The sequence below is a fragment of the Saprospiraceae bacterium genome (genome assembly GCA_016716185.1).
Classification (GTDB): Bacteria; Bacteroidota; Bacteroidia; order Chitinophagales; family Saprospiraceae; genus Vicinibacter.
The window spans coordinates 2,045,994-2,061,690 of the sequence record JADJWV010000002.1; the positions used below are offsets into that span (position 1 = coordinate 2,045,994).

Consider the following 15,697-nt stretch of genomic DNA (forward strand, 5'->3'; position numbering starts at 1 on the left):
TTTTCCTTTTCCTTTTCTATTTGACTATTAAAAACAACTTAATAAAAAAGGGCTGTCTCAATCCAGACAGCCCTCTCCATTATGTTTGTAAATTGAATTTATCTCAATAGAGTAAATTCTCCCTTGTATTTATCAAATCCAAGTGAACCATAGAACTGGATCTCCGCATAAAAAACATAAACTCCAGGAAGGGCTTTCTTTCCTTTCAGATTTCCATCCCAACCAACTTTATTATCTATGTTTCCGTCGAGTAAATCCTGACCGGAATACACCAATTCACCCCATCGATCATAGATGTTTAAGGTCTTAATCTTGGTTACGCGTTTTCCTTTCAGATTCCACAATTCATTGATTCCATCGCCATTCGGTGAAAATACATTAGGCCACCAAATATCCTTAATGATGCGCACTACAACTGTAATTCTTTCCTGGATTTCGCAGCCAGCGGCATCGATTACAGTCACAAGGAAATCACGGGTAGTATCGGCAGCATAACGGAGCTTGGTATCCCAGGGTACATTCTGATTCAGATTTAACCAATTGGTATCTCTGTAAGCAGCAGTACCACCAGAAACGTAATTCAGCATGGTATCGAGGTATACGATTTCATCCTGGTCAACCACAATGAGTTTATCTACCCCAATGCCCAATTGTCCTGGTTCAATCAATGTCAAAGTTGTATCGTGCTCACAACCATTTACATCGCGAACAACCAATTTATAACTTCCTTCACCAAGGTTGGGATAACTTCTGTTGGTAGTAAACGGACCATTGTTGAATGAATAGGTCAGACCATTAGCCGGGCCCGTTGCAATGACACCGGTAATATCGATATTACCATTGCGTTCTCCATGACATTTTGGATTACCTGCATTGAGGTCAAATCCAGCAAGCGGATTTCCAATTTCAGATACCGTGATGTCAGTAAGTTCCGTACAACCGTTAGTCTGGTCTTTAACCAAAACGGAATATGTACCTGGCCTGTCTATCGTAATCCGTGGAGTACCCAGGCCGCTAACAATACTACCATTAGCTGTTGCCCAGTTGAATGCTGAAATCGGACCGGCTTGACCGGTAGAACCGCTTGCATCCAATTGGATCTGCTTAACCGTACAAGTCAATTGGCCAATTTGAGAAATATTTGGCGTAGGCTTACGCTTATCTTCAGCTACATTAATCGTTGCCAATTCCTGACAACCGTTAGTAGTATTGGTAATTAACATGGTATAAGTACCTGTAGCATCTACTGTAGGATTATAGCTTGACCCATTCTGAATATTTCCAGGTCCACTCCAGTTTACGATGTAATTCGGTCCTTTAGAAGAAGCATTTCCGTCGAGTCCTACAGTCAAACGATCGCAGGTTATCAATTCCGGATTACCAATGTTGACCGTTGGTTTAACTACATTCAAAGTAATGTTATAGGTGATCTGATGCGTACAATTTGTAACAGGATCTGTCACAAGTAAAGTATATGTACCTTCTTTATTGATATCTACTGTACCGCCATTCACCTGACCTGGATTTACAAATTGACCATTGGCAGTACTCCATGCATAATTCAAATTAGCACCGGAACCGCTGGTAGATGAACTACCGTCTAATGTTATGCTTGTTACAGCACAGGTAAGAATCGCTGGACCAGAAATAGCAGCTACAGGATATGCATACCAGGTTACCGGAACAGCTGCAGCTTTTAAACATCTGTCTGTGAGAACCACATTTCCGGTTGCCGGATCCAGATTACCCATGAATACAGCGATGTAATAGGTTTTACCTAATTGCATAGTCCCTGCATCAAAAGTAAAACTGCCATTGCTGTTAAAACTCAGAATACTTCCATTTCTCGGATCATTTTGATTTCCATCATAAAGTGCGAAACGAATAACATCATTGCCATCTGGATTCCCCGATGCAGCATTGTAGTTTGCTTGTGCAGTACCGTCAGCACAAAGTATAATCGGAGTTTGATCGAGATTTCCTAATCCACTGATGCATGGACATTCATAAGTATTTGAAGTAGTATCCGGCAAACAATTATGTCTGTCATTGATGATCAGGGTATATGTTGAATTGTTATCGATCCAGTCGGTTTGCCAGGTATTTGCACCAATAAAACTACCCGGTAAATTTCCACCCGGGAAAGAAACTCCATCAATAGTCCATGAAATCCTTTCGCCATTTTGGCCGTCAATACGCACGCGATATTTTTCAGCCGTATTGTCGCACTCGTATGGTGGAGGCACATCAACAAAATTAGGAGAATCCCAATGGGTAATATCAACAGTATCTTTAGTGATACAATTTTTGAAATCTTCGGTCAGTTCGTATCTGTATGTACCAATACTCGATACCGTTACAGAAGTCTGATCATTTGAAGGATTAGAAATTATGCTCACTCCAGGGCCACCAATCACTCTCCATGAAGGTGTACCTGTATTTGTGGTTCCATTCAATTGATAGTCATAAAAACAAATGCTATCGTGCGGACCTGCATCCGGATTCGGATAATCATACCATACGATAGGTTGATTGTTGGATGCCCTTAAACAAGGATCATTTGAATCCACAATAAGGTCAATAGGCATTGTATCGTTACCAACCACTCTGGTCAGGAAATACGTTTTTCCGGTAACCATGGTACTTGCATTGAAACAGATCTGGTCGTTTAATGAGAAGAACGTGTCCAGTCTTGGAATAACCTGATCGTTGTAAGAAGATTGATGTAAAATATACATGGCATTATCTTCAGGATCGAGAATTGCAGGTACCAACTCGCGGATGCCGATGCACTGATCGACACAAAGCTCGGTTGGCAAACTATCAAGCAAACCAGCATTGATATTGCCACAATTGCAATTGTAGTTGTCGATGATCAGATTCGAAACACAACCATTGGCATCCTGAATCTGCACGCTAAACTGCACGAGACTGGCTAAGGTATCCGTCATGTAAATATTTCCATTAATTGTTCCACCGCCAGCAAGAATCGTGTATGGAGGCTGACCTGTATTGATCTTAACTTTAGCGGCATACGGATAATTCGGATCATTATAATCGATACATATTTTTTCATCGACGGTAATCAGTGGTGATTCGTTGAATGTGATACTGACCCTGTCTGCTCCGAGACAATTGTTGTTGTCTTCTGTAAACTCAAATACGTAAGTTCCAAAATTGCCTTGTGTATTCACCGATGTGGATGCAGCAGCATCATCAGCAAAAACAACGCCTGAAGGACCTGAAATCAACCTCCATTTCAAATTGGTACCACCGATACTCTGGGTTCCCTGCAGATCGTAGACCGTATTACAAATGGCATTGTCTGTTCCTGCGGTTGGAGTTGGATTCTGATAGAATACGAATGGCTTTGGACCATCGGGTTGTACACAACCGGCAGCATAATCTATACCTCCCAATCCATCTCTCTTACCAAGGATCACAAACACATAGTATGTGGTATTGAAACTCATGGTAGCAGGATCGAAAACAACATTATTCGAGCTTAATTTCTTGATAAAAGTTCCTCCGGCTACATTGTTTGGATCAGGATCGTCTGTGATGACAAACATGACGGTATCATTTGGATCCTGAATTTCTGTTGATGGATCGTAAAAGAAATTGAAACTTTCGTCCTCGCAAAGTTCCTCCGGAGCTTTTTCCAACAAACCAACTGCATTGGTACATTTGCATTCGTGATTAAAATTAAAGGTCAGTATACAGCCCATTACATCTCTGATCACGATGGTATAGTTTGTGAGATTGTCGTGGAAATTGGATGTATAAAATCCATTCGCATCAACCACTCCATTACCCTGAATAACAGTATACGGAGCTGTTCCTCCATTGATTTTAAATCGGAGCCTGTATTGGGTTTGCTGTACATTACAGATATAAACCACATTGGATGAATCGGGTGTAGAATTAAAAAACATATCTACCGTATCTGTGCCCGTGCAACCCAATCTGGTTTCACTGTAAACATATTTATACATTCCATACTTGTCAACAGAAACCGCGGAGGCTGGATCGGTAATATCAGCGATGTTGGAGTTTCCGGGTCCAGACAAAACAGTCCATGAACCACCCCCTACATCTCTCCTTCCCTGAAACTGATTGGCCAAATCGCAGATACTGTCATTGGGCCCGGCATCTGGTCTTGGTGTGCCAACGATGGCAACCCTAAGACATTTTTCACAGGATCTTCCACAATCAGTGTCATAAAATACACATACCTCTCCGGTATCTCCGGCATTCAGATTCCATTTTATTTCTACAGCCTGAGAGTCTATTTTGGATACGATGGTTCCTCCATCTACAGTCCAGCTATAAAATAATACTTTCTGGCTGATGAATGTATCGATGAAATACGTTCCGTTAAATCCTGTACATAATATTAGATCACCAGCAAGTGGAAAACATTTGGGTGCCAAATCGCCTTCATTAAAGTTTTCCTGGAAGGTTTTTGCACAGACTGCAAATTCAGTACCCAATTCTACCCTAACATTCACTTCAAGACAATACGTCTCTGATACTGCATCAACCAAAATGCGCTCATCTGTAGAGATGGTCTTTTTCTGAGGATCATTGCATTTGTACCATCTGTAATCAAACTGATAAGTTTCACCCACATTACATGGTTTTACCATGATGATGTTGGGAGAAATTTCGACCATCCCACCAAAACAAGTCACTCTAAAGTTTGGTCGGTAATCCACATTTATGGCCGTTAATAAAATTGAACTATCGCATTTATAGGGATCTGTTGTTTTTGCCAAAGGCACCTGAAATGCCTGTGTACAAGGTTGCCATGCTTTTCCAAGAATATCGATGTAAGGCTCATTATCACACGTGATGTAATAAACTTCAGCCGGTTCGGGTTCATCAAGTACCGTGAAATTAACCACTGAATCAAACTTACAACAATTTGCATCTGTGAACTGCTGTCTGTACTCCCCACTCGTGAAAATTCGCTGAGAGTGCCATTTGAATCCTCCGGGGTTCGCCTGTTCATAACAAACAACCCGTGGGATTCCCATTTTGTCTGCGATTGGTCTTACTTTAACAGTTGCACATTTTGGACCCTCTTGAGAACAAATCGAACCACTCTGAGGATTCCCAATATAAGCCGTAACGCAAATCACAAAATCGCCTTCGTCAGGAAAATCGAGGTTGATTTCATTGCTATTTCCACCTACTTCATCACCGTCAAGAGTCCAAACATACGTGGGGTTACATCCGCCTGGTTGCGGATTTACCCAAAATCTTACATTGCAGGCACCTACACAAATGGGTTCAATGATCATACTTGGCTTATTGTTGATAAATCCGAGGGGGCTTAATGTAGGTGGGCCACCACCACTGGTACTCAATGTAAAATCGCAAATATCGCCAGAACAACCATCCACCCAAAGGTAATAAGTCTTGCAAGGTTCTAAGTTGGCATTAATTATTTCCACGCTACCTGGTGGTACGCAAGGAATTGAGCGGCAGGCCACTTCTTGAGAACAGTTACAATCTCCCCAAACTCCATACTGGAGACCCTGTGATGTAGTACAACCTCCAATGGTCAGTGTAATGGTTACGTTACCTCCCTGGGTTACGAATCCCCACCAACTGGTATTGTGACCGACACCACCCTGCGAACAGAGGGGTGAACAAGGACTGGGAACTGAACTGGGGTTGTTACAGGCATAACCGTTCACCTCGTCCAGGGAGCAAAGTACGTTTGCTTCTTCGCAACTTTCCGCCATCGGTGGCGTACACTGTGCGTGAATAGCGCTTTGAAAAGCGCCTAAAATACATATTAAAGAAAGTAATCTTTTTAACATATTGATAATGTTTATCTTAAATATAAAAAATGAAATACATAAACCTACTGTAAAACGAATTAAAATTAAGCTTTTATTGGGATATAGTTTAGAATATTTTATAAATTCTTATGTTTCCAAAAAACATACCGAATCTTTATTCAACCACCCGTTTATAAGCTTTAATTATTTTACAAGCCCTCTTAAGTCTCACCTCGATCATAAGACACACTATCCTTCAAATTCGCTTTCTGCCTGATTAAATTTTTTCTGTTTTTAACATAAACTATGCTCCATCCCTTTCATCAGGAGAATATGTTATCGCAACAAAGTAATATCGCCCTGTTTTTTGTAGGTTTTTCCTCCGGTTAAAACAGCTTCCAGGCTGTATACATAGACTCCGGGATTCATTTTCTGGCCTTTGAAAGTCCCATCCCAAAATAATTCTGAAATCCCTGGAACTACATTTTTGATTTCATAAACCAGATTCCCCCAACGGTCAAAAATGTTGAAAAATCGAATGGACTCAATTTCCGGCCCCGCGGAAAAAATGATAAAATCGTTGATTTGGTCACCGTTTGGCGAAAAAACGTTAGGAATGTAAATTTGAGGGTCTACGATTACATCGATCCGGATTTCGTCTTCAGCTTCACATCCATTTTCATCAGTTATACTGATTTTATATAGAATCGTTTTTAAAGGTTTAACATTTACATCAAAACAATCTTTACAATCGAGGAAATCTTCGGGAAACCACTCAATTTTTTGAAGTGCATTGGGATTTGCATTGGTCGTTGGAATCAAATGGATGGACGATCCAATCTTTAATGTCGTATCTCTTCCTGCATAAACTGAAAGAGGGTTTGGTTCGATCAGGCGGATCAAAGTATCCAGACCACAGCCAAATTTACCCCTGGTAAAAATCTGGTAATTCCCAGCCCCAAGGTCTCTATAAAAGCTATCCCGCTCAAAGGGGCTTCCATTTAAACTGAATTCATATGGATCCAATTCTCCGCCAACATTTGAGATAAGGATCCATCCATCATTGAATCCAAAACAGGATGGCGGTTCTGAAATTATTGTCATAGGACCCAGATGGGGAAATATTTCCTGAACCCTAATTGAAGCAGAATCCCGGCATCCATTTACAGGATTTGTTACAATGCAGTGATAATCCCCAGATGCATTTATTAAAATCGTATCGCTGTTTTGAGTTCCCGGAAGCACTCCTGTTCCATCTTTCCACTGGATTTCTGCCCCTGCAATTGCACCGAGAACCGTTAGTTGTGCTTCTTTCTTTTCACAAATAATGCTGTCGATAACTACAAGAGCAGCATGAGGATGTAAAGTATCAATATTAACAATCACTAAGGTGTCGTGTTGACAACCAAATTCATTTAAGGCGCTAAATTTGTAGACTCCCGGCTGGTCTACATTCAAGATCAGGTTTAAAGAGTCGAGCAAATTTGGACCTGTCCATTGAAAATCAATATGGGTAGTATCGCAAACTGCCTGCAGTTCAGCTTTTGGATTTTTACAATTCAAATCCGTATGGGATACTAAAAATTCCGGAAGATCTCTTTTGAATATAACTTTTAAACTATCTCTCGATGCACATTTATTCTTTGCAATTAAAATGATCTCATAGGTTCCTGTATCTTTTACAAATGGATTTTTTAAATTGCTGAAAAAATTGCCGGGACCGAACCAATTGTAAGTTTCGATGGAATCATTGGTAAAAACATCTAAGGCTACCGAGTCCAAATTACAAGGAATAAAGATGTCTGACACTTGCAATTTTGGTACTGCTAAATCAGAAAATATATAAGCTGAATCGACCGTCTCACATCCATTTACACCAATCGCCCGGACAAAATACCAACCTGTATCTATGACCTGCGGTGAATTCTCCGTGTAGATGACATTTCCAGGTCCTGTCCAAATTACATCAGAGAGTGAATCTGCACTTGACAATTTCAATTGCGCCCGACTGAATTCACATGTCAGGGTATCACCAGTCACATGAATCACAGGCTTGCTTGTATCGATAAGCAAATTAACCAAAGTATCCAAAAAACAAAAATTATCGCCGGTGAGACGAAGTTGGTAGACGCCACTTGCTGTAAATCCGGGAGAAGCATTATAAATTGTATCGGAATCTGGTGTGATCCACCTGATCTGATGATTAGCTCCGCCGACGATCAGAGAAGGATTGCTAACTTTTCTGGTACAGTTTAAAGCTTGGATAGAAAAGCCGAGGATCACAGGTGCAAGTGTATCGAATGTTACCACAACTGTGTCCCGCACGCGACACCCATAGATGTCAATTCCGGAAAAAATGTATGCACCGCCACGGTCAGGTACAACCAGACTATCCTGAAACACCAATCCATTGGGAAACATCCAACTATAAGAAATTAAACTATCGGTATTCGATGCCGATAAGCTTGCATTTGAATAATTGGAGCAATTAAAATCAGGATTACTGTATTGGATATTGTATTTGTTATCGATCTCATAAACAAACAATGAATCCGTGGTGATACAACCGTAACTATTTGTTGCCTGATAATAATACCACCCGGGAGAAGAAACTTGACAAGCAGAGTCCATCGAAGTAAAATTGCCAGGACCCATCCAGGAATAATTCAATCCGGTTTCGCTACTCATCAATCCAATCTGAGCCAAAGTATCTGCACAGGTTATCGTATCATTTACTGTGGTCAGAACCGGAGCATTCGTAAAATCTGAAACCAGCACTGAATCTGTATATGAACAACCGTTTGCACCGGTGGCTTTTACAAAATAAACACCCGGCTGCTGAATCCGGATTACATCCCCATACAAGGAATCGCCGGAAGGGAATTTCCACAAATAACTGGCACCGGATTCGATCATAAGTACTCCAATTTCTCCTTCCAGTGTCATACAACTGATGGTATCTGTAAATAAGCTCAGAACAGGAGCGTTCGTATCCACAGGAACCATTACATCCATAGAATCAATACAATGATTTGTTCCTTTGGCAAACACCCGGTATCGACCTCCAATCGCAATAAAATTTTGAGAACGGTTGCTTTGAAACAAACCCGGACCAGACCAATGGACTGAATCCAAAATTCCTCCTGGAATTAATTCCAAATTAACGGAATCCAATTTGCAGTTAATCGTATCAAAAAGGATTTGCAAAATAGGACTTTGTGTATCCCTTTCGACAAAAATCGTTTTCTCAGACGTACAACCGTTAGCTGCCGTCACCACCAATTTATATAATCCATCATCATCGACCAATGGATTCTGAAATGTTGAGATGAATGTACCGGGACCAGTCCAATCGTATCGAATGCCCGTTGAAGAGCTTCCAAAAAGTTGCACTTGATCAATAGCGCAATTCAGTTTTCCTGAAACTGAAGTGGATATATCTGGTTTAGAATCATCCTGTACTACTGAAACACTATCCACATGCATACATCCGTTTGCCGCTGTAACGGTCAGATAATAAATTCCGGCTTCTCTTGTGAAAACTTGTCGGGTATCTCCAGAAAAACCCACTGGCCCGGACCAATTATAGTGAAGGCCGGTTGTATCTGTAAAATGATTCACTGCCAACATCACACTATCGCGCATGCAATTAAGAGTATCCGACTTTAAACTAAAAATGGGCGACAGGGTATCTGATATTACCTCAATAAAAGTATCGAGAATGCATCCGGCTGTATCGGTAAGTTTTACGAAATACCGCCCTGGTTCATCGATCAAGGGATTCAATTGTTTTTTGATAATTCCCGTTGGACTTGTGTAAATTATTGAATCTACTGCTGCTGTTGTTCTGTCCTGCAGTGTGAACATTTTTCCATTGAGACAATTTATGGTATCTGGAATATATGAATAATCCGGAATGCTGACATTTGAAGTGACTTGTATGCTATCAACGGTTAAGCAACCATTTTCTGCCTGATAATGCAACTGAATCCAGCCCGCTTTTTTCACATGAATACTATCCTGATTTCCAAGATTTGTATTGCCTTCCTGCCAAAATTTTACAATACCGGGTTTATCTTGAATAAAAGTTAAAAATGCCTCATCCTGTTTGCAGGTAATGTTGGTTGCAAATAATTGGATGTCGGCTTTTATAGTATCTGTAATCACTACGACTGCCGAATAATTTGAGCAACCATTTTGATCTGTAACCGTGACGAGGTATTGTCCGGCCTGAGATACCAGGAGTATTGAATCAATTCCAATATCGGCGACCCCATTCGACCATCTAAAGTTTGGATTGGCAGCATCTGTTCTTGCGATCAATTGAGCATTTGGTTTATTGCACCGAATGGTATCATTCAGAACCATCAACTCCGGGATCCTGCCATCTTTTATCACAACAAACTCTGCAGAATCAATACATGATCCATCCGAAACGACGATTTTGTAGGTTCCCTCTTTGTTTACTTTAATATTTAAAAGATCTGTTGAATCCACAATCAGACCACCGTTCGTTGACCACTGAATGTTTGCCTTACTTGTAATAACAGAAGATTGTAAATCGATGTTTACCACCGGTCTGGAGCAGTTGATTGTATCTACAAGGATGGAAGATATTTGGAGATCCACAATTTCAAGATCGAGCGTCACCAGTGAATCGCAACCATAATTAGTTTTAAGAAGAATTGGGTAAATACCTGTGAGGTCATATTTAACTCCATTTATAAGGAGACTATCGCCTCTGCATAAAAATATTTTATGGACAGATCCCGAGTAAACCGGTGCAATATCGATCTCCATGCAATTCTTCGAAAGTTCTGCGCACATACTCAGTACATTGGAGATCAGATCTGCGCGATAATTTGAATAGACAGTTCCGGGAAGAGGCAGTTTTAAGCTATCCTGCAGTAAATACGAAATGCCACATAATAAATATTTTCCCTGAGGCCAGTTCCTGAAATCGGTATGGTCCTGAATACTCAAAATGGTGTCGTTGCGAATCCACAAATATTTATAGCCGTATAAGCCTGCATCCGGTGTAAAGAATGGAAATTGAATTTTATCGGGCAGGTTAAGCCCGGGGTTTCCCTCGCAGAAACTCTTGGCTTCAATACCAAACAATCCTCCATTAGGACTACAATCCACACAGGAAATTCCGGTCTGATCACAAAACAAGAGACAGAAACTCTCTACTTTACCTTCATAGAATCTTTCGGCATCCGTTATGGAAAGTGTCCAGGTGCCATTTACAGGCCCAACATTAATATCTTCCAGGCAACCCTGAAAAGGATAGTAGGTTCCGTTGTAAAATTTACCTAATATTCCCCAGGATTGGATATTGTCCCATTTTGGTTTAAAGCCTAAATCAGGCACAGCTAAACTTGCACAAGGAACAAATGTGATGAACCATTTCGTAAAATCAGACCTCCCGCTATTGCCTAAAGGCCCAGTCAATTTGATTCGCTGACCGGAAGGAGAAATCAACTCCATAGTAAGATCGCCTACGAATCGATGTTCAAATTTTACCCGAACTCCGCAAATTCCCTGATTTGGATCTGCAAGATTATTGTTTGCAGCACCGGAAATTTGCAATCGCAGAGAAACTGTAGTTTCATCCTTGATAATCAGGGATGAATCCACGCAACACCACTGAGATTTTGCTGTAAAAAAACAGAAACCACCTAAAATCACCCATATGATTCTTTTCAATCTCATAGTCAACGCCTAGCGAATTCATACATGCAGCAAAATCCGCACCAGAGTACCGAACTGGTAAAAATGAATTTTTGTTCAGAAATCAGAAGCGCTTTCCCGCGGAAAACAAGTTTGTCTGCCATGGCAATTTTTTAATTCAGGTATCTGGTAAATAACTCCATTTACCATCAAAAAAACCTTCAATAGCTACCTCGAGGTATCCTTCAATTTTTCGCTTCTGTTGGTATTCGTGCTGTGAGCAGCTTTCCGCTGTTCACCATGTTTTCAAAATTACAAATTCACTATGGTTTCATCATTAAGACTGACCTGGTAGTCGTGCCTTCCAAAGTGATCAATTTCAGGAAATAAGTTCCGCCCTTCAAATTTTCGACATCCAATGTAATAAGCGCATTTCCACTTGCTTTTATCGCACTCTCCAACACCATTCTTCCTGACAAATCAAACAATTTTACATTTCCGAAATCACCTTCGGTGTGGAAGCTGATGTTGAGCTCATGATCAAATGGATTGGGATAAACCTTGGTTTCTGCTTTTTTAAATTGCTTTAAAGGAAATCCGTATTCAGAATTCAGGTCTTCGTTTTTATAATAAACAAAATCCGGACATAAAACAGGAGAAATTACTTTGATGTAAGCTGTTTTAATAAGTTCATTTGTTCCATTGCTGTTTAATACAGTCAATTTAACAGCATAGGTTCCCTTTTTATCGTAATAGACCATTGGATTTTTTTGATCGGATTCGGCTGGAGATCCCCCATCAAAGTTCCAGCTCCAGGAGTTCACATCGGAAGACGTTTTACTTATAAAATGAATCTCACCAGCACCACAGATTATGGTTGTATCAGAAATAAAATCTACTCTTGGAATCAAAAAGACTGCAACATCTTGTTCGATGGTATCTGACCCACATTCATTGCTGATGATCAATTGCACTTTATATTCCCCTTCAGCCTTGTATGTGTGGCTTGGTGATGGTTCATTGCTGGTTTCCAAATCTCCGAAATCCCAAAAATAAGTGTTGCCGTATTTGGATTGGTTGCTAAAGAATGCTGTAAAACCCATAATGGACTTCGTGTAATCAGCTTCAGGAAAAGACTGAACTGAAATAAAAGAAGTTTTAGTTTCTGTGCTTTCCTCGTTGCCATTGCCAGCCACAAGGGTCACATCATATTGTCCCGGGGTAAGATACGTTACTTCGGGCTCCGCATCCGTTGAGCTTGCAGGATTTCCTCCCGGAAATGACCATTTGTAGGTTGTAGCTGCAGTTGATGTGTTTTTAAACTTTACAATGAATGGAGTACATCCTTTTTGAGTATCTATTGTAAATCCTGCACTCAAACCACTCCCTATTTTGATAGATTGTATTGCAGTATCATTTCCACAATTGTTGAATACAATCAATTTAGCTTCGTAGGTTCCCGATTTGTATATGTGCATCGGATTTAAATTGGTCGTATCCAAATTCCCGTCTCCAAAGTCCCAGCTAAATTTTTTAGCATATAGGGATTGGTTCGAAAAGTTGACTGTATCACCGCTGATATTTGGAGTAAATGCAGCATAAGGAACAGAATCAACTTTAATGTATTTAGGTTTTAATGAAGTCGCTTTGTATTTACTGTTTTTTGCCACCAGTTTTACATCAAATTCTCCGGCGATGGAATATTCAACTACAGGTTCAAATAATGCAGAAACGGAAGGATTGCCTCCAGGAAAGTCCCATTCCCACGAAGTTACATTTGAAGAAGATAAGTTCTTGAACTTAACTTTATAACTTGCACAACCATAGGTCGTATCTGCTGTAAATAATGCTATTGGAGTTGTAACAATCGTAACATTCATGGCCATTTGATGTATCCCACATTCATTTTCCGCGGTCAAAACAACCGTATAAACACCATCATCTGTATAGGTATGTGTTGGATTAGGATCGTTGGAAATATCTCCATCGCCAAAATCCCATTCATAGTTTCCTCCGTAAAAAGATTTGTTTGTAAATATCACGGTTTTTTCAATGACAATTTTAGAAAAATCGGCAATAGGGGTTGCATTGGCAAAGATGTATTTTTTAAAGGTCACCTGATTATTTCCGAACTGGTTGGTCGCTTTAAGAATTACATCGTATTCGCCATAAGCTTTGTATGTGACCACTGGATTTTGCTGCGTTGAAGAAGATGGAGTTCCTCCGGGGAATGTCCACAACCAGGAAGTAGGATCATTGGTGGAAAGATCCGTGAACTGCACTGTAAACGGCACACAATCAGTGGTTGGGGTTCCGGAAAAATTGGCTACCGGGGGTGAACCACCAGAGCATATTCCAAGACAGCCTCTTGTTCGAACGTGATTATTGATAGAATTAACCGACGCGTTTGACCAGGAATTGGAACAATTAACTGCCGGAGCCATAATGGTTGAAGACCCGCTTGCATCGTGCCCGGCATTAAAATTGTGACCAAGTTCATGTGCCTGCAATTGCTTCAAACAGTTATTGGATCCACCGTAATCACTGCATACATTATACCTCAAGTTGTTGCAAATCACACCCAACCAGGCAAGCCCTACCGCACCTGATTTATATTTTGTCGTCCAGGCGGTAGCTACATCGTAAACAGACCCATAACCACCTCCATTTCCCCAGGAAACATGCACATTGAGGTGTTGATCTATATTATTGACTCCATTCCATGGATCAGATCCCGTAGAAGTGGCAACAAATCCAGCAGATTGGACAAATTCAAGGCTGTGTTCAAATTCGTTATCGTAATTTGCCTGAAGCAAAGTCAATATAGTTGTATTCCAGTTTTCAACATTTGCAACCGAACCTTTTTTCTGGAATACGGTAAAGTCGTTAGCAATTGCAATTTCAACCTGCAGGCAATGGCCTCTCCCCTCGGTTTGGATATTTTCCGTTGATTTTTCGAGTTCCTGCTTGGTCTTTATGTATTTTTCATATCCACATTCAATATTGGTATTCTGTATGATTTGATCCCGGTTGTAAATTACCAATACATCGCTACTCAACGTTGGATCCAGCCCATTTGCTGGTTCAATAAAAAACTGAGCCCCGCCTTCCTCTACCATACCAGCAATAAAGCGATCGGCTACGACCATCCTGACCTCTCCTCCCCTATTTGACTTTAAGCTGCCAATCATAGGCATGTTGTCCGGCTTGCGTTGGTATCTTTGAATCCCTTGATCTGTACCTATTGTCAACAAATAATCCCCGGAATGAATATCGTGCTCAAACAACTCGAGTTCCCATTTGAAATCCGGGTGATTTACAGTTAAATTGTGCTGATTTCCGCGGCTTACAAAAGCATTTTTTAGCTGAGCAAAATCAATTTTAACAAGCTTATACTCAAAAAAAAGCGAATTTAGCGGAGACTCCTGAGAAGCCTCCAATTTTGAAAGTTGAATACTTTGACCGAAAATAACCGTATTCAGCAGGGTGAAAGTAAAGATTATAGAAAAAAGTGAACGAAACCTCATAATATATCCTTTAATTTGGCTGTAAATTTAATACTTCTCTAATTAATTAATTCAAATTTAACCTTTATAACGCTTTACAATTCGTTTAGTTATCATGTTACACTTTAAAAATTTTCCGAACTTGTTAATTTCGGCTTTATTGCTGTTTGCTATCACCAATTCAAGCTTTGCACAATCCAAGAGGACAAAAAAGCCTCAAATAGATTTTTGGAAAGAAAAAGTCTGGTTTGGAGGCGGTTTTAACCTTGGATTTAACTCCAGCATTTATAACGGGTTGCAATCCAATGTCTTTGGCATTGGGGTTTCGCCCATGGCGGCCTATAAATTCAACAAATGGTTGAGTGCAGGCCCCAGAGTGAGTATTGATTTTACGACGGCCAAGTTTTCTGATGGTTTCGATACCTACCGATACAACAGTGTGGATTACGGAATGGGCTTATTTGGACGGATTAAGTTTTCTGAGAATTTCTTCCTACATGGGGAATACAGTTTTCTGAATGAGACTTACACCACCGGAGAGGTCAACAACGACAAACTCGTTACCCAGAGAGAATGGAGAGATATCCTATTGTTGGGACTCGGCTACAGTTCCGGAGGCGAGGTTGCTTATGAAATTTATATTAATTACGATTTTCTGGAAGATCCTGAATCTTTCAGGGTACCAATTATCTATCGGGCTGGCATTACTTTTAAGTTTTGAACGAT

General features: G+C 40.4%; 4 protein-coding genes. 1 reads left to right on the top strand and 3 read right to left on the bottom strand.

Translation table 11 applies throughout. The annotated features are described in order from the left end of the window. Window positions 1-98: 98 nt before the first annotated feature. The 3 genes from IPM34_09900 to IPM34_09910 all read right to left on the bottom strand — a co-directional run bounded on the left by IPM34_09900 (window position 99) and on the right by IPM34_09910 (window position 14,992). The gene (locus IPM34_09900; protein ID MBK8955858.1) at window positions 99-5,831 is read right to left on the bottom strand and encodes a gliding motility-associated C-terminal domain-containing protein; all 5,733 of its coding nucleotides are present in this window, start codon (window positions 5,829-5,831) and stop codon (window positions 99-101) included. 297 nt (window positions 5,832-6,128) lie between these two features. Continuing rightward, complete coding sequence (locus IPM34_09905) at window positions 6,129-11,507, bottom strand: gliding motility-associated C-terminal domain-containing protein (GenBank protein MBK8955859.1); 5,379 nt, start codon at window positions 11,505-11,507, stop codon at window positions 6,129-6,131. A 281-nt stretch (window positions 11,508-11,788) separates the two neighbouring features. Then, on the bottom strand, window positions 11,789-14,992 hold the full coding sequence (locus IPM34_09910) for a PKD domain-containing protein (protein MBK8955860.1): 3,204 nt from the start codon (window positions 14,990-14,992) through the stop codon (window positions 11,789-11,791). A gap of 94 nt (window positions 14,993-15,086) precedes the next feature. On the opposite strand from IPM34_09910, the gene IPM34_09915 reads away from it, so the two are divergent. Then, on the top strand, window positions 15,087-15,692 hold the full coding sequence (locus IPM34_09915; protein ID MBK8955861.1) for a hypothetical protein: 606 nt from the start codon (window positions 15,087-15,089) through the stop codon (window positions 15,690-15,692). Window positions 15,693-15,697 lie beyond the last annotated feature (5 nt).

What these genes read in the sequence shown, in the direction of transcription:
- IPM34_09910 (MBK8955860.1), bottom strand. Translation starts at nt 14,992, where the DNA reads ATGAGGTTTCGTTCACTTTTTTCTATAATCTTTACTTTCACCCTGCTG.
- IPM34_09900 (MBK8955858.1), bottom strand. Translation starts at nt 5,831, where the DNA reads ATGTTAAAAAGATTACTTTCTTTAATATGTATTTTAGGCGCTTTTCAA.
- IPM34_09905 (MBK8955859.1), bottom strand. Translation starts at nt 11,507, where the DNA reads ATGAGATTGAAAAGAATCATATGGGTGATTTTAGGTGGTTTCTGTTTT.
- IPM34_09915 (MBK8955861.1), top strand. Translation starts at nt 15,087, where the DNA reads ATGTTACACTTTAAAAATTTTCCGAACTTGTTAATTTCGGCTTTATTG.